Source organism: Marivita sp. (assembly GCF_022763305.1).
In the GTDB taxonomy this organism is placed as follows: domain Bacteria; phylum Pseudomonadota; class Alphaproteobacteria; order Rhodobacterales; family Rhodobacteraceae; genus Marivita.
Window position 1 is genome coordinate 23,813 of the sequence record NZ_JALEGT010000049.1, and the last position, 19,044, is coordinate 42,856.

Annotated in this window: 22 protein-coding genes; 11 read left to right on the forward strand and 11 right to left on the reverse strand. The window is 61.8% G+C overall.

The window, feature by feature from the left end; translation table 11 throughout:
• Positions 1–68: 68 nt before the first annotated feature.
• The 7 genes from acpS to folK form a co-directional block, all read right to left on the reverse strand.
• The gene (acpS, locus tag MRY75_RS08930) at positions 69–467 is read right to left on the reverse strand and encodes a holo-ACP synthase (RefSeq protein WP_292307079.1); all 399 of its coding nucleotides are present in this window, start codon (positions 465–467) and stop codon (positions 69–71) included.
• Complete coding sequence (locus tag MRY75_RS08935) at positions 464–1,948, reverse strand: alpha/beta fold hydrolase (RefSeq protein ID WP_292307081.1); 1,485 nt, start codon at positions 1,946–1,948, stop codon at positions 464–466. Before MRY75_RS08935 ends, acpS begins: the two co-directional genes overlap by 4 nt.
• Positions 1,949–1,957: 9 nt before the next feature.
• Entirely contained in the window at positions 1,958–2,710 is a 753-nt protein-coding gene (locus tag MRY75_RS08940; RefSeq protein ID WP_292307082.1) for a pyridoxine 5'-phosphate synthase, read from the reverse strand.
• Between the two features lie 26 nt (positions 2,711–2,736).
• Complete coding sequence (locus tag MRY75_RS08945; RefSeq protein WP_292307084.1) at positions 2,737–3,390, reverse strand: DUF2062 domain-containing protein; 654 nt, start codon at positions 3,388–3,390, stop codon at positions 2,737–2,739.
• A gap of 20 nt (positions 3,391–3,410) precedes the next feature.
• Positions 3,411–5,549, reverse strand: a complete 2,139-nt coding sequence (locus MRY75_RS08950) for a bifunctional (p)ppGpp synthetase/guanosine-3',5'-bis(diphosphate) 3'-pyrophosphohydrolase (protein ID WP_292307085.1) — start codon at positions 5,547–5,549, stop codon at positions 3,411–3,413.
• Between the two features lie 39 nt (positions 5,550–5,588).
• Complete coding sequence (gene rpoZ / locus MRY75_RS08955) at positions 5,589–5,942, reverse strand: DNA-directed RNA polymerase subunit omega (RefSeq protein ID WP_292307087.1); 354 nt, start codon at positions 5,940–5,942, stop codon at positions 5,589–5,591.
• A gap of 74 nt (positions 5,943–6,016) precedes the next feature.
• Entirely contained in the window at positions 6,017–6,580 is a 564-nt protein-coding gene (gene folK / locus MRY75_RS08960) for a 2-amino-4-hydroxy-6-hydroxymethyldihydropteridine diphosphokinase (protein WP_292307089.1), read from the reverse strand.
• Positions 6,581–6,734: 154 nt separating this feature from the next.
• Between folK and MRY75_RS08965 the strand changes: the two genes are divergently transcribed.
• Complete coding sequence (locus tag MRY75_RS08965; protein ID WP_292307091.1) at positions 6,735–7,307, forward strand: NYN domain-containing protein; 573 nt, start codon at positions 6,735–6,737, stop codon at positions 7,305–7,307.
• Positions 7,308–7,332: 25 nt separating this feature from the next.
• Positions 7,333–7,770 carry a YqaA family protein gene (locus MRY75_RS08970; RefSeq protein WP_292307093.1) on the forward strand — a complete coding sequence of 146 codons (438 nt, stop codon included), beginning with the start codon at positions 7,333–7,335 and terminating at the stop codon, positions 7,768–7,770.
• On the opposite strand, the gene MRY75_RS08975 is transcribed toward MRY75_RS08970, so the two are convergent.
• Complete coding sequence (locus tag MRY75_RS08975; protein ID WP_292307095.1) at positions 7,751–9,004, reverse strand: MFS transporter; 1,254 nt, start codon at positions 9,002–9,004, stop codon at positions 7,751–7,753. The genes MRY75_RS08970 and MRY75_RS08975 overlap by 20 nt on opposite strands.
• Before the next feature lie 78 nt (positions 9,005–9,082).
• On the reverse strand, positions 9,083–9,538 hold the full coding sequence (locus tag MRY75_RS08980) for a c-type cytochrome (protein ID WP_292307096.1): 456 nt from the start codon (positions 9,536–9,538) through the stop codon (positions 9,083–9,085).
• 150 nt (positions 9,539–9,688) lie between these two features.
• Between MRY75_RS08980 and ispH the strand changes: the two genes are divergently transcribed.
• Positions 9,689–10,639: a 4-hydroxy-3-methylbut-2-enyl diphosphate reductase gene (gene ispH, locus MRY75_RS08985; RefSeq protein WP_292307098.1), complete on the forward strand. Its 951-nt coding sequence runs from the start codon at positions 9,689–9,691 to the stop codon at positions 10,637–10,639.
• Positions 10,640–10,705: 66 nt separating this feature from the next.
• On the opposite strand, the gene MRY75_RS08990 is transcribed toward ispH, so the two are convergent.
• On the reverse strand, positions 10,706–12,922 hold the full coding sequence (locus MRY75_RS08990; RefSeq protein WP_292307100.1) for a DEAD/DEAH box helicase: 2,217 nt from the start codon (positions 12,920–12,922) through the stop codon (positions 10,706–10,708).
• A 111-nt stretch (positions 12,923–13,033) separates the two neighbouring features.
• On the opposite strand from MRY75_RS08990, the gene MRY75_RS08995 reads away from it, so the two are divergent.
• From MRY75_RS08995 to MRY75_RS09015, 5 genes are read left to right on the forward strand one after another with little or no spacing between them, the layout of a single operon-like run.
• A complete protein-coding gene (locus MRY75_RS08995) occupies positions 13,034–13,648 on the forward strand; it encodes a LysE family translocator (RefSeq protein WP_292307102.1) in 615 nt (204 codons plus the stop codon).
• A 37-nt stretch (positions 13,649–13,685) separates the two neighbouring features.
• Positions 13,686–14,138, forward strand: coding sequence for a DUF3429 domain-containing protein (locus MRY75_RS09000; protein ID WP_292307104.1), 453 nt, complete (start codon positions 13,686–13,688; stop codon positions 14,136–14,138).
• Complete coding sequence (locus MRY75_RS09005; RefSeq protein ID WP_292307106.1) at positions 14,135–14,725, forward strand: class I SAM-dependent methyltransferase; 591 nt, start codon at positions 14,135–14,137, stop codon at positions 14,723–14,725. Before MRY75_RS09000 ends, MRY75_RS09005 begins: the two co-directional genes overlap by 4 nt.
• Positions 14,718–15,179 carry a ribonuclease HI gene (gene rnhA / locus MRY75_RS09010; RefSeq protein WP_292307107.1) on the forward strand — a complete coding sequence of 154 codons (462 nt, stop codon included), beginning with the start codon at positions 14,718–14,720 and terminating at the stop codon, positions 15,177–15,179. The genes MRY75_RS09005 and rnhA overlap by 8 nt, the downstream gene beginning before the upstream one ends.
• Entirely contained in the window at positions 15,176–15,799 is a 624-nt protein-coding gene (locus MRY75_RS09015) for a trimeric intracellular cation channel family protein (RefSeq protein ID WP_292307108.1), read from the forward strand. Before rnhA ends, MRY75_RS09015 begins: the two co-directional genes overlap by 4 nt.
• Before the next feature lie 2 nt (positions 15,800–15,801).
• Here the strand turns inward: MRY75_RS09015 and MRY75_RS09020 are convergent, their stop codons facing one another.
• Positions 15,802–16,980, reverse strand: a complete 1,179-nt coding sequence (locus MRY75_RS09020; RefSeq protein ID WP_292307110.1) for a MalY/PatB family protein — start codon at positions 16,978–16,980, stop codon at positions 15,802–15,804.
• 134 nt (positions 16,981–17,114) lie between these two features.
• Between MRY75_RS09020 and def (MRY75_RS09025) the strand changes: the two genes are divergently transcribed.
• From def (MRY75_RS09025) to fmt, 3 genes are read left to right on the forward strand one after another with little or no spacing between them, the layout of a single operon-like run.
• Positions 17,115–17,633: a peptide deformylase gene (gene def, locus MRY75_RS09025; RefSeq protein WP_292307112.1), complete on the forward strand. Its 519-nt coding sequence runs from the start codon at positions 17,115–17,117 to the stop codon at positions 17,631–17,633.
• Positions 17,630–18,127, forward strand: a complete 498-nt coding sequence (gene def / locus MRY75_RS09030) for a peptide deformylase (RefSeq protein ID WP_292307113.1) — start codon at positions 17,630–17,632, stop codon at positions 18,125–18,127. Before def (MRY75_RS09025) ends, def (MRY75_RS09030) begins: the two co-directional genes overlap by 4 nt.
• Before the next feature lie 3 nt (positions 18,128–18,130).
• The gene (gene fmt, locus MRY75_RS09035; protein WP_292307115.1) at positions 18,131–19,042 is read left to right on the forward strand and encodes a methionyl-tRNA formyltransferase; all 912 of its coding nucleotides are present in this window, start codon (positions 18,131–18,133) and stop codon (positions 19,040–19,042) included.
• The last annotated feature ends 2 nt before the right edge of the window (positions 19,043–19,044 follow it).

Sequence of the window (19,044 nt, forward strand, 5' to 3'; positions counted from 1 at the left end):
CCTGCCTTCTGCTCGGGTGTCCCGCGCTACATGAGCGGGGGCGGCGCGGGTGTCAAGCCAAGCGCCTGTTACTTGGGCCGCGCCTCGATCAGCACGGTGGCCTGCGCCCAGGGGTGATCGTCGGTCAGGGTGACATGGATGATCGCTTCGTGGCCCGGCGGTGTCAGGTCGTCAAGCCGTTGCTTGGCCCAGCCTGTCACTTCCATCACCGGTTGTCCGGTATGGAGATTGCGCACCGACATGTCCTTCCACGCGATCCCCATGCGCAGACCCGTGCCAAGCGCCTTGGAACACGCTTCCTTGGCGGCCCAGCGTTTGGCATAAGTTCCTGCGACGTCGCGGCGTCGTTCGGCCTTGCGCTGTTCTGTCTCGGTGAAAACGCGGTTGCGGAAGCGGTCGCCGAACCTCTCCAGCGTGGCGGCGATGCGCTCGATATTGGCCAGATCTGTGCCGATGCCGATGATCACGTGCCTGCTCCGGTTGCTGCAAACATCGGGAAGCTGACGCCCAAGGCCCATGCGAGGATGATCCCCAATGCTATCCCGGCCAGCAATGGCCCTGCGCGTTTGCCGAAGGCGCGGCCCATTGCGCCGTGAACGAAGAAAAACAGAAGGATCACCGGCGCAATGATCAGCAAGAAGAACAGTCCTTCCAGATCAAGCGCAACTGCGATGCCCAAGGACACCAAAAGTGCCACGCGCGCCGCGATGCGCCGCCAGAGTGATGCCTGCCACACCAGTTGTGCATCTGCGACCATGAAAGGGATCGCACCCAAGAGAAGTGCGGCAATGATCGGCAAACGTTCCGCATTCGGAAAGAAGTTCGCGCCATAACGGTCGAGCGCAAAGCCAAAGACGCCGATCCCCCAGGCCAGCAGAACCAGGAGCGCGATGAAGAACGGCTCGGCCCCGGGCCAGCCAAAGGCCATCCGCCCCCACAGCCAGCGCTGCATGATCAGGCTGAGGAGCCCGAAGACACCCAGATGAATGGCAAGGTAATCGGCCACCAGCACGGGCAGCACGCCGAAATCGAGCGGCAGCGCAATGAACGGTGTCAGAATGGCGGGCAGGATCAATGTGCCCATAAAACGCAGGACGCCGGGTTGATGGCTGGGCGGCAAAGGGGCCTCTGGGACGACAAGACGGGCCAAGGCGCCGGCAAAGAGGGTGATGGCTGCCATGATCGCAAGGAACGCCCACCCCGTGGGAAGGACGCTCACGGTCTGATCGCGGTCATAGGCGCGGTTCAGCCAGTCCAGCGCGGCTTTGCGACCCGCGCGCGATTGCAGGATGGCGACATGTTCGGTCCACGGGGCGATGATCGCGGCGCGGATCACATCGCCCGCGACCACGGTCTCGCCTTCCTCTGCGTCGGGGTCCACCATCTGCACGGCGTCGACACCAAAATCCCGCAGATGCGGCTCCCACTGGCCCGCGATCAGCAACATGTCTTGCGGTTGTTCGGCCGTGACGGCCTGTGAGAATGCCGAAAGCAGGACAATCGGCCCCGTTTCAACTTCGAGCGCCACGCGGATCAGCACATCCGTCGCCATGGAGTGGCCCAGCAAGGCCACGGGCCTGCCATCGTTCACGTCTTCGATGATCGCGAGGGTCTGATCCATCAAGAGGCGGGTTGTGCCTTCGATCCGGGTCACGTCGCCTGACATCGGATCGGGATGCGCTCCATGTCCTTCGAAGTCGAACATGTGGACGCGGTAACCCGCCTGCGCGAGGGTCAGGCCATAGCCCTGCATCATTTCGCGTGACCCGGCGAATCCGTGCGCAATCACAACGTTCGGGCCATTCGCCCCGTCCCGTGCCAGCGTTGTCACTGGCGTAGGCCCAACATAGCGGTCCGTAAACGTCACACCGGCACGCGCCGTTTCCAGAACAAGGATCGACAGCCCGGCAATCAGAATCGCGAGGAAGGTCAGCAGCGGGCGGTTCATGCTGCTTCGTCAGGCTCGCGCGGCATCCATCAGCCGCCGCATTTCCGCGATGGCTGCTTCAAGACCAAGGAACACCGATTCTCCGATCAGGAAATGCCCGATGTTGAGCTCGACCACCTCTGGGAAGGCGGCAACCGGGGTGACGGTTTCGTAGTTCAGCCCGTGACCCGCATGCACCTCGAGTCCAAGCGAATGCGCATAGGCCGACATCTCGCGCATCATCTCCAGCTCGCGGTCGCGGGTTTCGAAGTCGCCCTCGGCATGAGCATCGCAATAGGCGCCGGTGTGCAGTTCTATGACCTGTGCCCCGATGCGGTGGGCGGCGGCGATCTGACGTTCATCGGCGCCGATGAAGATCGACACGCGGCAGCCAGCCTCGCGGAGGGGGGCAATGAAGCCAGCCAGCTTGTTTTCCTCGCGCGCGACCTCAAGCCCGCCTTCGGTGGTGCGTTCCTCGCGCTTTTCGGGAACGATGCAGACCGCGTGCGGTTTGTGGCGCAGAGCGATCTTCTGCATTTCCTCCGTGGCGGCCATCTCGAAGTTCAGCGGCACCTGCAAGGTTCCCATAAGACGGTCGATATCGCTGTCGATGATATGGCGGCGGTCTTCGCGCAGATGCGCAGTGATACCGTCTGCCCCGGCCTTTTCGGCCAGTTGCGCGGCGCGCACGGGGTCAGGGATCGCTCCTCCGCGTGCATTTCGCAAGGTGGCCACGTGGTCGATATTCACGCCGAGCCGCAAGCGGCCTGCATAGTCAGTCATTCTCGCCTCCATCGTTGAGGCAGAACCTAGTCTGCCGCCTGACCGTCGTCAGCCTGTTTCTTCTTTTTCTTCAAAGACGCCAGTTTGGCCTTCAAAGCGCCCTTCCGGCGGTTCTGATAGGCGCGGATCAGCGGCACCGAAAGATAATAGCAAATCAGCCCGCAGATGATGCCGGGGAGAATCCCACCGATCAGCCAGGGAAAGAACACCTCATCGTAGAAGATGCGCAGGCCTTCCCAATTGGCGGTTGCGTCGGTGAAGATCGCCATGAAATTGCGCCAGAGGTCTTCTCCGGCCTTGGCGAACTTGTAGCCGATGCTGCCATGGGCATGGCGGATTTCGCCCAGTCCCAAGAGCCAGTAGCCAGTTTGAAGAGAGGCCACGCTGATCGGCACATAGGTCAGAGGATTGCCGAAGAAGGTGGACAACAGGGCCGCCAGGATGTTGCCGCGCATGACCCAGGCGATGATCGCCGCCGTGATGAAATGGAGCCCGTAGAAGGGGGTGAACGTGGTCAGGACGCCGGCAAAGATGCCGCGCGCGATCCGTTCCGGGGGGTCGGGCAGGCGATGCAGACGGTGCTGGACATACCGTGCGGCGCGTGTCCAGCCGCCCCGCGGCCAAAGCGCCTCACGGAGGGTGGTCAGGAAAGACCGCCTGTCCCGCCGTTTGAATACCAAGTCGCGTCCCTTCGATCTTCCTATTCGGCCGCAGCCGGTTGTGTCGACAATGCAGGATCCCGCCGCCGAACCACGGACGCCACATCACTTTCCGCTTCGAGCGCAGACAGGACCGCATGAAGGTGATTTGCATCACTGAGGTCGATGTCTAGGAGCAGTTTGTAAAAGTCCGGTTTTCGATCCACAAAAATCAGGTCCGAGATATTGGCCTTTTTTTCGCCGATCAATGTGCAAATCCGTCCCAGGACGCCCGCATCGTTGCCGATCGTCAGTTCAAGGGAAACCGAATAGACAGGCGGGTGGTTCCCATCCGCCCAATGCAGGTCAAGCCATCGCGACGGGTGATCCTCGTGAGCGGCGAGGGCACCACAGTCGATCGAATGAACGACGACCCCTTTTCCACGCTGGACGATGCCCACGATCCGTTCGCCCGGGAGCGGCTGGCAGCAGGGCGCTCGGTCAAATGCCTGACCCTTGTCGAGACCGATGACGGCGCTCTGCATCTCGATGAAATCCGACGGTTCGGGTGCAAGATCGGGATAGACCGCCGCCACGACCTCGCGCGCGGACAGTTCCGCGCTGCCGAGCCGCGCCAACAGGTCTTGAGCGTCGGGAATACGCAGGTTGCGCGCGGCCATTTCAAGCGCCTTGTCGCTGGCTTTCTTGCCGACATTCTCGAAGGCAGAGCGCGCGAGTTCGCGCCCAAGCTGGGCAAACCGTTCGCGCCCGGCCTCGCGAAGCGCGCGGCGGATCGCGGACTTGGCCTTGCCCGTGGTCGCGATGTCAAGCCACGTGGCCTGCGGGCTCTGTCCCTCGGCTGTGACGATTTCGACGGACTGTCCGTTCTTGAGGCGTGTCCAAAGCGGCACGCGGATACCGTCTACCTTGGCCCCGACACATCCCGCACCGATGCGCGTATGGATCGAATAGGCGAAATCGAGCGGCGTTGCCCCGCGCGGCAGTTTGACCACATCCCCTTTGGGCGTGAAGCAGAACACTTGGTCGGGATACATCTCGAGCTTCACAGCCTCGAGGAAATCTTCGTGATCGTCCTCGCCGACAAACTGTTCGGTCAGGGAGGCCACCCATTTTGCCGGGTCAACGGCAAAGGGGTTTTCGCTGCGGACACCGTCACGATAGGACCAGTGCGCGGCAACGCCTGTTTCAGCCACATCGTGCATCTGACGCGTGCGGATCTGCACTTCGACGCGTTTGCCGTCGCGACCGGACACAGTGGTGTGAATCGAGCGATAGCCGTTCGATTTCGGTTCGCTGATATAGTCCTTGAAACGGCCCGGAATGGCGCGCCAGCGCTGATGAATCACGCCCAGGGTGGCGTAGCAATCCGCCTTGGAGCGGGTGATGATCCGGAACCCGTAGATGTCCGAAAGACGGGAAAACCCGATCTCCTTCTCCTGCATCTTGCGCCAGATCGAATAGGGTTTCTTGGCGCGCCCGAACACTTCGGCGTCGATCCCGGCTTTCTCAAGCTCATGCCGCATGTCGCCGGTGATGCGGTGGATCACGTCACCGGTTTCCTTCTGCAACGTGATGAAGCGGCGGATAATGCTGGCGCGGCCTTCTGGGTTCAGGACGCGGAATGCCAGATCCTCAAGCTCTTCGCGCATCCATTGCATCCCCATGCGGCCCGCAAGAGGCGCATAGATGTCCATGGTTTCGCGCGATTTCTGGATCTGTTTTTCCGGCTTCATCGCCTTGATCGTGCGCATGTTGTGCAGACGGTCGGCGAGTTTCACCAGGATGACGCGCAGGTCCTTGGACATCGCCATGAACAGCTTGCGGAAATTCTCGGCCTGCTTGGTTTCCGAGCTGGAAAGCTGCAGGTTGGTCAGCTTGGTCACGCCATCGACCAGCATTGCCACTTCGTTGCCGAAGCGGGTGGCGACCTCGGAGTAGGTCGACTTCGTGTCTTCGATGGTGTCGTGCAGCAGCGCGGTGATGATCGTGGCATCGTCGAGCTGCTGTTCCGTCAGGATCGCGGCAACTGCCACCGGGTGAGAGAAATATGGCTCACCCGAATGGCGGAACTGACCCTCGTGCATTTCGCGGCCATACTCATAGGCCGCACGAATGAGCGCTTCGTTCGTTCTTGGATTGTAGATGCGCACCAGCGCAACAAGGTCGTCGGCCGCGATCATCGGCGCCTCATTCTCATGCGGCCCGCATCGCGGCGGGCCTTAGCCCTGACCCTGCGCCTCCATCAGCGCACGGAGCAGTTTTTCCTCGGAAAGATCGTCGTCGGCGGGCTTGTCGGGTTCAGCACCCATCAGCAGCGCCATTGCGTCTTCTTCCGGCTCGTCGACTTCGATCTGTGTCTGGTTCGATTCGATCAGACGCTCGCGAAGCTCGTCGGCCGATTGAGTTTCGTCCGCAATCTCACGGAGCGCAACAACCGGATTCTTGTCGTTGTCGCGATCGACCGTGATCGCAGCGCCTGCCGACACTTCACGAGCACGGTGTGCCGCGAGCATCACAAGCTCGAAACGATTTGGGACTTTGTCAACGCAATCTTCAACCGTGACGCGGGCCATGGGAACTCCAATTCATCGGGCAGCCTTTGAGAGGTTGATAGATATCGCTCTGATCCCGCGAATACAAGTCAATATCAGGAGTCAAGCACAACAATCTCGGCCAGAGCCTCTGGCGCGAGCGCGGAACACAGTTCCGACACGGTCATATTCAGGACCGGATGACGCCATTCTGCCGCAATTTCCCGCAATGGCACAAGAACAAATGCACGGTCCTGAAGACGGGGATGCGGAAGGATCAGATCGGTCGGCGCGGTCTGCCGTTGCTCGGTTGCCGGAAGCGTGCGCCAATGCTCGAACGTGGCGAGATCCGGCAGCACCGAGTCGCCGCATGCGAGAAGATCCAGGTCCAATGTCCGCATGCCCCAGCGTTCAACGCGCTTTCGACCGTATTTTTGCTCGAGTCCATGAAGGTAAGCGAGCATATCTTTGGACGAGAGGTCAGACTTAAGATGGAGGGCCGCGTTTACGTAGTCCGGGCCTGATCCGGCAGGGAAACAGGGCGTGGCATAAAACGCGCTGACGGCCTGAATCTCCATGTTTTCTTGGCGCAAATCAGCGATGGCGGCTTTCAGCGTATCACTGGGCGAAGATTTGCCGGATGCTAAATTGGCGCCCAAAGCGACGAAAAAATCGTTCATAAATTTGTCATATGTGCGAGAGTGGCCGGAAATCTCACCTTGCGATGTTATGTCAAACCATTAAATCACCGGACGCGACTTGGCCATACGGCCATCGGACCCACCACTCCCGATTGTCGGCTCTGTCGCGTCTTTATTTCGAAAGGCTCAATTCATGTTCTACAAAGACGAGCGTTTGGCGCTGTTCATTGATGGCTCAAATCTCTACGCGGCCGCGAAGTCGCTTGGTTTCGACATCGACTACAAGTTGCTGCGTCAGGAGTTTGTGCGGCGGGGAAAGCTTCTTCGCGCCTTCTACTACACGGCGCTGCTGGAAAATGACGAGTATTCGCCGATCCGTCCGTTGGTGGATTGGCTGCATTACAACGGTTTCAACATGCGCACGAAACCGGCCAAGGAATATACCGACAGCCAGGGTCGCCGGAAGGTCAAGGGCAACATGGATATCGAACTGACGGTCGATGCCATGGAACTGGCCGACCATGTCGATCACATCGTGCTCTTCTCGGGCGATGGCGATTTCCGTCCGCTGATCGAAAGCCTGCAACGCAAGGGCGTGCGCGTGTCGGTCGTATCCACGATCCGCAGCCAGCCGCCCATGATCGCGGATGAACTGCGGCGCCAGGCGGACAACTTCATTGAACTCGATGAACTGCGGGACGTGATTGGCCGACCGCCGCGCGATCCGATGCCCGAGCGTCAGCCTGTTGCGGTTGAGCAGGACTGATCCTTGATCCGAGCCCGGATGCCCCATGTGGAGTGACCTGCTTGCGTTAGGCAGTCTGTTCATCGTGGCATTCGGGGCGGCAACAATCCTTCCGTTCCAGTCCGAGATCGTGTTCGTCGCGCTGCAACTGCGCGGCGACATTGCGATCGAGTGGATCGTTATCTTTGCCAGCGTGGGCAATATCCTTGGGTCCGGGCTCAACTATGCATTGGGCCGGGTTCTGGAACGGTATCGCGGGCGCCGATGGTTTCCGGTTTCCGAAGCACAGCTCGAAAAGGCGCGCGACTGGTATCTGAAATGGGGCGTGTGGACGCTCCTGCTCAGCTGGGCTCCGCTGGGTGATGCGCTGACCATCGTCGCCGGGGTGATGCGCACCAATGTCTGGCTGTTCTTCCTGCTGGTCGGCATCGCCAAGACCGTCCGCTATATCGTCGTGGCTCTGGTTACGGCTGCGGCGTTCTGACCTCGGAACTGACACGCGCCAAAGGCAGATCGCGGGCGGCGCGGGTGATGCCGAGGATCATGAGCAGGGTCGTCGCGCAGAAATACCCGGCCACGCCGATGAACTGAGTCTCGATGCCGACGCCAAGGTCGATGAGCAACCCCGTGATCCCGGGGCCGATGGCGGACCCAAGAACCATCACGGCCGTCGCCATCGACTTGATCGCCCCGATATGGGCGGTGCCGTAGAATTCCGCCCAGAAGGCGTTGGGCAGGGTTGAATTGGCCCCTGACGTGATCCCGAGAAAGGCAAAGCCAAGCGCAAGCGTTGCTGGGCTTTCGCTGACGGAAAACAGCAGGAATGCGACCACCATCGGCAATTGGTAGAAGGGTGTCAGCCGCGCGGTACCAAGCCGGTCCAGCGCCCAGCCCGACACGATCATCGAGGTGATGCCGATGGCGGTGTAGAGCGGGAAGAAGCTGACGAAGACAAGATGTTCGAGCCCTTTCACATTGGCCACATGGACCTGGTGAAAGAAGAACGCGGTGTTGAAGGCGGCAGGTCCCAGAACCGCAGGGACCATGCACCAGAACAGCGGATGCTTCAGGACTTCGAGCCGCCTCCAGTGCCGTCCGGACATGCCCAGCGACACATCGGTTTCAGCATGCGAGGCCGGCGTGCGTTCCTGTGCCAACAGCTTCCCAAGGATGGGAACTGCGCCGATGCAGATCAGTGCTCCCAAAATCCAGAGGTTTTGCCAGGCAAACACTGTCATCGCCGCGACGACCGCCATGGGGACCAGCGATTCGCCCACCGCAAAGCCAAGGGTCGCAATCGACAGGGCGCGACCGCGTGTGGCCACAAACCAGCGCGCCATGGCGACAACCGCGATATGCGAACACATGCCCTGCCCGAACAATCGCAGCGCGAATATGATCACCGGCAACGCCCAGACCCACGGGTTGAAGGCCATGGCAAGGCATGCCAGTGCAAGTCCGATCAGCACGACCGGTCCGAGAAGGCGCACGCGGAAAAGATCGGTCAGGCCACCGGCCCAGACCATCACCGCCGCCGAAGCCATTGTCCCGATCATGTAGATGCCGCCCCAGGCCCCGTGGCTCAGGTCGAAGGCCAGTCGGATCTCTCCGGCAAAGAGCGAGATGAAGTATGTCTGGCCGAAGGATGACAGGAAGGTGAGCATGGCACCTGCCGTCAGAAAGGGCGCGTTCTCGCGAAGATATTGGATCAGGTGCATCCCGCCGCCATGACTCCAACCTTGTTCGGTTGCAAGCGGCAAAAGTGGTTGCCTACCATTTGGCAGCCGTACGCTGTCTCAGGGCAGGGTGCGTGCGTTGATCTCGTTGTGGATTTCCCGAATCTCGGCGGGCCAGGTGCTTTTGATGTAACCGAGGACGCTGGCGATTTCGTCATCGCTCAGGACATCGCCGAACCCGATCATGTGCGACTTGTAGGAGCCGCCAACGATGGCTTCGGTACCTTCGCGCACGATCCGCATCAGCAGCGCGTTGTCGTGGTGCCACGTATGTCCGGTTGCGTCATGCGGCGGTGCTGGCAAATACCCGTCGGCATCGCGATCCTGCCAGTTGGGTTGCTGCCCTTCGAGGTTCGCCCCATGGCAGATCGCGCAGTACTCGGCATAGAGCGCTTTGCCCTCCGCGACGCGGGTGGCGTCGGTGTAGGGCAGGGTGGGGCGTGCGGTATCTTCCGTCCAGGCAGGACGGGTTGCGGCAAACCCGGCCACGATCGCCACAAGCACTAATCCAGTCATGACGGTCTTTTTCATATGGATTCCCTGATCAACGCTCCGACAATCAACGGCTTCCCGCGCAGGAAGGTCAATTCACAGGTGGGTGAGAGGAGCATTCCACTGGAAACGGACGCGCCGAGGCTTTAGGTCTGGAGCATGACGGAGACAAACATGACCAAACCGCCCCTGACCCTCTATCTTGCTGCGCCGCGTGGGTTCTGCGCCGGCGTGGACCGTGCCATCAAGATCGTCGAGATGGCGCTCGAGAAATGGGGTGCGCCGGTCTATGTACGGCACGAGATCGTGCACAACAAATACGTGGTCGACGGGTTGCGCAACAAAGGGGCGGTGTTTGTCGAGGAACTTCACGAATGCCCCGATGACCGTCCGGTGATCTTTTCGGCCCATGGCGTGCCCAAGGCCGTGCCCGCCGAAGCGGCCAAGCGCGATATGATCTATGTCGATGCGACCTGCCCCCTGGTGAGCAAGGTTCATATCGAGGCGGCCCGGCATCACGAGAACGGTCTCCAGATGATCATGATTGGCCACGAAGGCCACCCCGAGACCGTTGGCACCATGGGGCAACTGCCCGAAGGCGAAGTGCTGTTGGTGGAAACGGTCGAGGATGTGGCCACCGTTCAGGTGCGCGATCCCGAGCGTCTGGCCTTTGTCACACAGACAACCCTTAGCGTCGATGACACGATCGACATCGTCGCGGCCCTTCAGGCGCGGTTTCCCAAGATCGTCGGCCCGCACAAGGAAGACATTTGCTATGCCACGACCAACCGTCAGGAAGCGGTCAAGGCGATGGCCCCGAAATGCGACGCCATGCTGGTGGTCGGTGCGCCCAATTCGTCCAACTCAAAGCGCTTGGTCGAAGTTGGCAGCAAGGCGGGCTGCGCCTATTCGCAGCTGGTCCAACGTGCGCCCGACATCGACTGGCGGGCGCTCGAAGGGATTGCCAGCGTCGGCATCACCGCCGGAGCCAGTGCGCCGGAAGAGCTGATCAACGAAGTGATCGACGCGTTCCGGGATCGCTACGATGTGACGGTCGAGATGGTCGAAACGGCGGTCGAGAACGTGGAGTTCAAGGTGCCGCGCGTGCTGCGGGTTCCCGCGTAACGGTACGTGCAGGCACGCACCCGTTGGGTTGTGGGGCGCGGTAAGGTGCGTGTTCACACGCACCGCTTATTTCTTACCACCCGGCTTGCCACCAAACTTCCCCGCAGGTTTCCCGCCGGGCTTGCCTCCGAACTTGCCCGCAGGCTTGCCTCCCGGCTTTCCTGCTCCGGCACGCGGCTTGCGCATGCTTTGTGACGGATCGCTGGCTCCGGCACGGGCGGCCGCGCGAGCGATGTTTTTCTTGCTGTTGGGCTTGCCTTCGGGCGGGGGCGGGCCTTTCGGTTTGTCCTTGGGCTTGTAGGGCTTGGCCGCAAATCCACTGTCCGAGCGGCGCGGGGCACGGTCGCCATCGGATCTTTCACCATAGGGCTTGCGGTCACGGGAAGGCCCATCGGACTTCTCTTTATAGGGTTTGCGATCCTTCGCTGGTCCACCCGCTCCTTTGCCCGCAGGCTTACCGCCTTTGCGATCCGCCGGTTTCGGCTTGCGCACACGTGGGGTCGGCTCATCGTTCCAGTCGATGGGCGCGGACGACGCAGGCGCCGGTTTCGCAGGCGCCTCGATCCTGACTGCAGGCTCTTCCTTCGGGCGCGAGGCACTCGTCTCGTCCAGAGCGGTGTCGCGAGCGGGTTTGCGCTCTGGCTTCGGGCCATCCTCGCGCGGCTTGCGGTCGGGTTTCGGTCCACGTGGAGCAGTCGGGCGCGCGCCGCGCTCAAAGTTGGGGGCCTGATCCAGACGGGTCAGGGTTACGCCCTTTTCCAACTCCATCTCGGGACCGATGGCATTGAGGAACCGGGCCACCGAGGCTTCCTTGATCTGCACAAGCGAATGATCCTGCTGGATGCGGATCGCGCCGACATCCTCCTTGCTCAGATCACCGGCCCCGCAGATCATCGGCAGGATGCGGCGCGGTTCTGCTTCGGCGGCGCGGCCACCGGATACGGCGAACCAGACGCTCGGGCCGAATTCCTCGCGCGGGGCGCGCTTTTCGTTCGGATCAGACAGGTCCTCGGGCGCGGTGTGCTGTTCGCGGAACATGCGCAGATAGGCGACAGCGATCTGTTCCGGGGTCTTTTCAGACACCAGACGCGAAACCACCGCTTCCTCGGATTCGGCCACCGGCGTGTCCCAGGCGGGATCGGCGAACATGCGGTCCTCGTCGCGCGCCAGCACTTCGTCGGCAGAGGGCGCAGAACCCCATTCCGATTTCAGCTTGGCCATACCCAGAATGCGCTCGGCTTTCTTGCGCACCTTGGGTGTGACGATCAGGGCAGACACACCCTTGCGCCCGGCGCGGCCGGTCCGGCCGGAGCGGTGCAGCAGGGTTTCGTGGTTCGAGGGCAATTCGGCATGGACCACGAGATCGAGGTTCGGCAGGTCGATACCCCGCGCCGCCACGTCGGTCGCTACGCAGACCTGCGCACGCCCGTCGCGCATCGCCTGCAGCGCGTGGGTGCGTTCGGTCTGGGACAGCTCACCTGACAAAGCCACAACCTGAAACCCACGGTTCGACAGGCGGGTGGTCAGACGGTTCACCATCGCGCGGGTGTTGGCAAAGACGATGGCGTTGGGGGCCTCGTAATAGCGCAGCGTGTTGATGACGGCGTTGTCGGTGTCACGCTCGTTCACCATCATCGCGCGGTAGGCGATGTCGGCGTGCTGGCTGGTTTCGGATTTCGTGACCACGCGGATCGCGTCACGCTGATAACTTTGCGCCAGCTTGGCGATCTGCGGCGGCACGGTGGCCGAAAACATCAGCGTTTGGCGATCTTCCGGCGATTCACCGAGGATGAATTCGAGGTCTTCACGGAAGCCGAGGTCGAGCATCTCGTCGGCCTCGTCCAGCACCACGGCGCGGCACTGCGACAGGTCGATGGAGCCGCGCATGATGTGGTCGCGCAGACGGCCGGGCGTCGCCACGACGATATGTGCACCGCGCTCCAGCGCGCGGCGTTCGTCGCGCATGTCCATGCCGCCCACGGTCGAGGCCATGACGACACCGGCCTGCGCATAAAGCCACGCGAGTTCGCGCTTGACCTGCATCGCCAGTTCGCGCGTCGGCGCGATCACCAGCGCAAGCGGCGCACCTGCGGCGTCGAACACCTCTCCGTCGAGGATGGTCGGCGCAATCGCGAGGCCGAAGCCCAAGGTCTTGCCCGATCCTGTCTGGGCCGAGACCAGAAGGTCGGCACCGACATAGCCGGGATTGAGAACCGCCTCCTGAACCGGGGTCAGCGTGTCATATCCACGGGCATCTAGGGCGTCTTGCAGGGCTTTTTTCACGGGCGTCGTCTTTTTCCAGAAAGTCGGCCCACCAGCGGGCCAAAGCGCGCGTCTAGATCATTGTCGGACAAATGTATAGCGTCAACACAGCACACCCAACGAGGACCCGCTATGCTTTCCCTGCAATTCCTTCTCACGGCCTTTGTCGTCGTCATCGCCCCCGGAACCGGCGTCATCTATACGCTGGCCATCGGGTTGGGGCAGGGGCGCTGGCCGTCGATATGGGCGGCGCTGGGATGCACTTTCGGGATTGTGCCGCATCTTCTGGCAGCGACACTTGGGCTGGCGGCGGTGCTGCACACCTCTGCAGTTCTGTTCAACGTGGTGAAATTCGCGGGCGTCGCCTACCTGCTTTGGCTGGCCTACCAGTCGTTGCAGTCTGGTGGCGCGTTGGCCGTGTCGGCAGATCGGAGCGCCGAAAGCGGGTTGCGCATCGCGCGACGTGGGGCGCTGATCAACATTCTGAACCCGAAACTGTCGATCTTCTTCCTCGCATTGCTGCCGCCGTTCCTGACGGGAAATCCGGCAACGGCCACAGCAGAAATGGCAGTCATGGGCGGCATCTTCATGCTGATGACGTTTGCGGTCTTCGTCCTTTACGGCGTCTTTGCTGCGGCGGCACGCACATGGCTTCTGGGCAGCGAACGGGTGATGCGCTGGCTCAATCGGTCCTTTGCCGCGCTGTTTGCGGCACTGGCGGGACGGTTGGCGCTGGAACGTGCCTGAGCTATTTCACGTCCCGTAACATGACGACGGACCTGCCATGACCCAAATTCCCCGTTCCGCGCTGATCCTTGGCCTTGCCGGTGTGATCCCGTTTGCATGGGGTGCGCTGACGCTGCTGTCCGAGGGGGCGGCGATCTGGGGGCAGTCCACGCTTGGGCCGCGCTTTATCGGGCCTTACGTGCAACTCAGCTACGGAATGGTGATCCTCAGCTTCATGTCCGGCGTGCTCTGGGGATTCGCGACCAAAGCCGAGGGCGGGCAGGCCGCCACGGGCTATGCGCTGTCGGTCATCCCGGCGCTCTGGGCGTTCTTCATGACGGGTGGCGGGCCGGTGTCGGCCGGAACCAACCTGATCTTCGGGTTTCTCGGGCTTCTGGTGCTGGACTATGCGTTCTGGACATGGGGCCTTGCGCCGAAATGGTGGATGCACCTGCGTGTCCTGCTCACCACCCTTGTCGTCCTGTGCCTGTCGGTCGGGGTGTTCCTGTGACTGACCGCGCAACCATTGCCGTCTACGATTCCCGCGCCGGTGATTATGCCAAGCTGGAGCCATCGAACACGCCAAGTGACACTCTGGCCACCTTCATTGCGGCGTTGCCGAAAGGCGCGCGCGTCCTTGATCTTGGATGTGGGCCGGGCACGTCTGCGCGCCACATGGTGCGGGCGGGATGTGCGGTTGACGCGCTGGACGCCTCGGCCGAGATGATCGGCCTTGCCTCGGCTATCGAAGGCGTTACCGCACGGCAGGCCAGTTTCGACGACATCCGCGGCACCGCGATCTATGACGGGGTCTGGGCCAATTTCAGCCTTCTTCACGCCCCGCGCGCCGACATGCCCAGACATCTGGCGGCGATCCACGGCGCGTTGAAACCGGGTGGGCTGTTTCACATCGCGGTTAAGGAAGGCACGGGCGAAGGCCGGGATTCGCTTGGACGGCATTACACCTATTACACCGAACCCGACCTGACAGCACTTCTGGAAACCGCCGGGTTTTCGGTCGGTCCCTATCGACGTGGCCGCGACAAGGGGCTAAGCGGCACGGACGCAAACTGGATCTCCGTGACTGCCCATGCCTGACCTTTACGCCTATACCGACGGAGCCTGTTCCGGAAACCCCGGACCGGGTGGTTGGGGTGTCCTGCTCTTGGCCAAGGATGGTGAGACGGTGGTCAAGGAGCGCACCCTGTCGGGGGGTGAGGCCAACACCACCAACAACCGGATGGAACTGCTGGCAGCCATCCATGCGCTGGAAACCTTGGCGCGTCCGTCCTCGCTGACCATTGTGACCGACAGCGCCTATGTGAAGAACGGCGTGACGGGTTGGATCCATGGCTGGAAACGCAATGGCTGGAAGACCGCGAACAAGAAACCGGTCAAGAATGTCGAACTCTGGCAGCGTCTGGACGAGGCGCAACAGCGTCACAACGTGACCTGGGAATGGGTCAAGGGCCATGCGGGCCATCCCGAAAACGAACGCGCCGATGAGCTGGCGCGTGAGGGCATGAAGCCGTTCAAAAAAGGCGCGGCGTGACCCTGATCGCGTGGATCGACCATGCGGCGGTTCTGGTCTTTGCCCTGACCGGTGCTCTGGTGGCCAGCCGTGCTCAGCTCGACATCATCGGCTTTGCGTTTCTTGCGATCCTGACCGGCGTCGGGGGCGGAACGGTCCGTGATGTTCTGCTCGACCGGAACCCTGTCTTCTGGATGGCGGACCCCACCTATCTGGGTGTGGCTGTCTTCGCCGCCTTCGTGGTGTTCTTCACCGCGCACCTGTTCGAAAGCCGCTACAAGGCAATCCTGTGGCTCGACGCGGCGGCGCTGGCCTTTGCGGTGGCGGCCGGCGCCAATATCGCCGCCACTCTGGGGCAAAGCGCGGCGATCGTCGTGGTCATGGGCACCGTCACGGGCTGCCTCGGAGGGCTGATGCGCGATGTGGTGGCGAACGAAGTGCCGCTCGTTCTCAAACAGGGCGAACTCTACGTCACCTGCGCAGTGGCTGGTGCCGCTGTGGTGGCGTTGGCCCCGTTTGCAGGACTAAGCCAGACGCCGACCGTTCTGGCAGCCGCAGGGATCACGTTTGGCTTGCGGGCAGGCTCCATCGCCTTGGGCTGGAGCCTGCCGGTCTACAAGTCGCGCCCGCCGCGCAACTGACCTTATTGCAGATCGCGGAATGCCGCCTGAAGACGCTCGCCAGCTTCGATCACACGGGATCGGGGTGTCGCGAAGTTGAACCGCAGAAAGCTTTCGCCGCCCGTTCCAAAGGTCGGGCCATGGTTCGCGGCAATCCGCGCGTCCTTCTCGACCCGTCGGGTGAATTCCGCAGGCTCCATACCTGTCCTGGCAAAGTCGACCCATGCAAGATAGGTCGCCTGCATCGGCATCGACGTCACCCCGGGGATCGCGTTGACCATGTCGTCAAAAAGTCTCCGGTTGCCATCCAGGTAGTCCACCAACTCGTCCACCCATGCCGCGCCAGCGGGCGAATAGGCAGCCATCGCAGTGAACAGGCCAAAGGAGTTCGGCGACATGCCAAGCGCTGCCATGCGTTTGGCAAAGCGCGCGCGCAGTTCGGGGTCCGGGATGATGACGTTGCCGATATGGCTGCCCGCGATGTTGAAGGTCTTCGTCGTCGCGGTCATCATCACCAGCCGGTCAAGGCAGTTCTCGTCAGCCAACGGCATGGGGATATGCGTGTTGCCCGGCATCACGAGGTCATGGTGGATTTCGTCGGACACGAGGATCAGGTCGTGCCGCTTGGCAAAGGCGGCCACAGCCTGCAATTCGGCCTTGCTCCAGACCCGACCACCGGGATTGTGCGGCGAGCAGAGAATGACCATCCGCTCTGTCCCGGTCATCTGCGCGTCATAGGCCTCGAAATCCATTTCGTAGCGCCCATCGGTCATCGTCAGCGCGCATTCGACAACCTGTCGGTTGGCCGCTTTGATGACACGCGCGAAGGCGTGATAGACCGGCGTGAAAAGTACAACGCCATCCCCGGGTTCGGTGAACGCATCGACACACATCGCCGTGCCGTTGACCAGACCATGTGTTGAATAAATCCAGTCGCGCTCGACTGTCCAGCCGTGCCGTTCATCCATCCACCAGCGGATCGCATCCAGATAGGGGCCGTCATTGCCGAAATAGCCGAAGACCCCATGATCCAGCACTTCGCGCAGTTCGTCTGTCACGCAGGCAGGCGGCCGGAAGTCCATATCCGCAACCCACATGGCAAGCCCATCGTCCTTGGGTACGCCGTAGAGCGTATCCATCATGTCCCATTTCACACAATGGCTGCCTCTGCGGTCGATCTCTTCGTCAAATTGGCTGGTCATGTCGGCTCCTTGGGTCGCGTTGCCCTATTCCTTGGCCGGATCGAGAGCGGGTTCAAGGGCGAAAGACCGAATGCTGGTACCCGAGGCTGCGACTGTCCGTTGCGCTTTGGTGTCAATCTCCCTAAATCACGCTCATGAAACTGCCGATCCTCATCCACCCGGACCCGCGTCTGAAAAAGGTCTGTGACCCCGTGCCCGATTTGTCGGACGACTTGCGCACGCTGGCCAAGGACATGCTGGAAACCATGTATGACGCGCCGGGCATTGGCCTTGCCGCGCCGCAGGTGGGCGTGCTGTCCCGTCTGATCGTTCTGGATTGCATCAAGGACGAGGAATCGACACCGCGTCCGCTGATCATGTTCAACCCCGAAATTCTGGCGTCCTCGGATGATTTGAACGTCTACGAAGAGGGCTGTCTGTCGATCCCGGATCAGTTCGCGGATGTCACCCGGCCCGAAGCGGTCAAGGTGGCGTGGATCGACGAGAACGGCAATCCGAAGGAAGAAGAGTTTGATGGGCTCTGGGCGACCTGCGTTCAGCACGAGATCGACCACCTCAATGGCAAGCTGTTCATCGATTATCTCAAACCGCTCAAGCGGCAGATGATCACCCGCAAGATGGTCAAGCTCAAACGCGAACAGGCGCGCGCATGACCGTACGGCGCTGTCTGCCGTGGCCGAACGCCTGTCTTCGTACACCCGCCGAGCCCGTGGACGAGATCACCGACGAGATCCGCGAAATTTGGACAGACATGATCGACACGATGGAGGCGATGCCCGGTGTCGGTCTGGCCGCCAACCAGATCGGCATTCTGAAACGGCTGGCCGTTGTCGACGCATCTGATGATCGGGGCCGCGCGGTTCGAATGGCAAACCCGGAAATCCTGCACGCCTCGGTGCAGCTTCGGTCGCATGAAGAGGCGAGCCCGAACCTGCCCGGCGTCTTTGCCAAGATCGACCGACCTCGCGCCGTGACCGTACGGTTCATGGGGGAGGATGGTACGGTTCGCGAACAGGATTTCGTCGGTCTTTGGGCCACCTCCGTGCAACACCAGATCGACCATCTGAACGGCAAGATGTATTTCGACCATCTGAGCAAGACCAAGCGCGACATGCTTTTGCGGCGGGCGAAAAAGCTGAAAGGCTAGGACATGCGGATCATCTTCATGGGAACGCCCGACTTTTCGGTTCCGGTGCTGGATGCGCTGGTCGGGGCCGGGCACGAGATCGCCGCCGTCTATTGCCAGCCGCCGCGTCCGGCAGGGCGCGGCAAGAAGGACCGCCCCACCCCTGTCCACGCGCGGGCCGAGGCGCTTGGATTAGAGGTTCGGCATCCAACGACGCTCCGAAACGACGACGCACAGCGGGACTTTGCCGCTCTGGCCGCCGATATCGCGGTTGTCGTGGCCTACGGGTTGATCCTGCCACAGGCCGTTCTGGACGCGCCGAAACAGGGGTGCCTGAACATCCACGCCTCGCTTTTGCCGCGCTGGCGGGGGGCAGCCCCCATTCACCGCGCGATCATGGCGGGGGATGCGGAAACCGGGATTTGCATCATGCAGATGGAGGCCGGTCTGGACACCGGGCCTGTGTTGCTGCGAGAGGCGACGCCGATTGGCGCAACCGAGACCACGGGCGAATTGCATGATCGGCTGAGCGCCATGGGCGCTGCTCTGATAGTGCAGGCGCTTGACCAGATTGGTGACCTGACTCCGGAGCCGCAGCCTGACGACGGCGTCACCTATGCCGAGAAGATCGACAAGGCCGAAGCCCGGATCGACTGGACCCGACCGGCGGTCGAGGTAGACCGCCAGATCCGCGGGCTGTCGCCCTTTCCGGGCGCCTGGACGATGATCGGTGACGAGCGCGTCAAACTGTTGGGCAGCCGCCTTTCGGATCAGCAGGGCGCTGCAGGGACCGCGTTGGATGATGCCTTCACCATTGCCTGCGGCTCAGGTGCGGTTATCATCACTCGTGCGCAGCGTGCAGGCAAAGGCGCGCAGGATACCGAAACGTTCCTGCGGGGCATGACGGTTCCGAAGGGGACCCGGTTGGGAGAGTAGGG

Excerpts from the sequence above, each read along its gene's own strand:
- MRY75_RS08935 (WP_292307081.1), bottom strand. The coding sequence starts at position 1,948 with ATGAACCGCCCGCTGCTGACCTTCCTCGCGATTCTGATTGCCGGGCTG.
- MRY75_RS08940 (WP_292307082.1), bottom strand. The coding sequence starts at position 2,710 with ATGACTGACTATGCAGGCCGCTTGCGGCTCGGCGTGAATATCGACCAC.
- MRY75_RS08950 (WP_292307085.1), bottom strand. The coding sequence starts at position 5,549 with ATGATCGCGGCCGACGACCTTGTTGCGCTGGTGCGCATCTACAATCCA.
- rpoZ (WP_292307087.1), bottom strand. The coding sequence starts at position 5,942 with ATGGCCCGCGTCACGGTTGAAGATTGCGTTGACAAAGTCCCAAATCGT.
- folK (WP_292307089.1), bottom strand. The coding sequence starts at position 6,580 with ATGAACGATTTTTTCGTCGCTTTGGGCGCCAATTTAGCATCCGGCAAA.
- MRY75_RS08965 (WP_292307091.1), top strand. The coding sequence starts at position 6,735 with ATGTTCTACAAAGACGAGCGTTTGGCGCTGTTCATTGATGGCTCAAAT.
- MRY75_RS08970 (WP_292307093.1), top strand. The coding sequence starts at position 7,333 with ATGTGGAGTGACCTGCTTGCGTTAGGCAGTCTGTTCATCGTGGCATTC.
- MRY75_RS08975 (WP_292307095.1), bottom strand. The coding sequence starts at position 9,004 with ATGCACCTGATCCAATATCTTCGCGAGAACGCGCCCTTTCTGACGGCA.
- MRY75_RS08980 (WP_292307096.1), bottom strand. The coding sequence starts at position 9,538 with ATGACTGGATTAGTGCTTGTGGCGATCGTGGCCGGGTTTGCCGCAACC.
- ispH (WP_292307098.1), top strand. The coding sequence starts at position 9,689 with ATGACCAAACCGCCCCTGACCCTCTATCTTGCTGCGCCGCGTGGGTTC.
- MRY75_RS08995 (WP_292307102.1), top strand. The coding sequence starts at position 13,034 with ATGCTTTCCCTGCAATTCCTTCTCACGGCCTTTGTCGTCGTCATCGCC.
- MRY75_RS09000 (WP_292307104.1), top strand. The coding sequence starts at position 13,686 with ATGACCCAAATTCCCCGTTCCGCGCTGATCCTTGGCCTTGCCGGTGTG.
- rnhA (WP_292307107.1), top strand. The coding sequence starts at position 14,718 with ATGCCTGACCTTTACGCCTATACCGACGGAGCCTGTTCCGGAAACCCC.
- MRY75_RS09020 (WP_292307110.1), bottom strand. The coding sequence starts at position 16,980 with ATGACCAGCCAATTTGACGAAGAGATCGACCGCAGAGGCAGCCATTGT.
- def (WP_292307112.1), top strand. The coding sequence starts at position 17,115 with ATGAAACTGCCGATCCTCATCCACCCGGACCCGCGTCTGAAAAAGGTC.
- def (WP_292307113.1), top strand. The coding sequence starts at position 17,630 with ATGACCGTACGGCGCTGTCTGCCGTGGCCGAACGCCTGTCTTCGTACA.
- fmt (WP_292307115.1), top strand. The coding sequence starts at position 18,131 with ATGCGGATCATCTTCATGGGAACGCCCGACTTTTCGGTTCCGGTGCTG.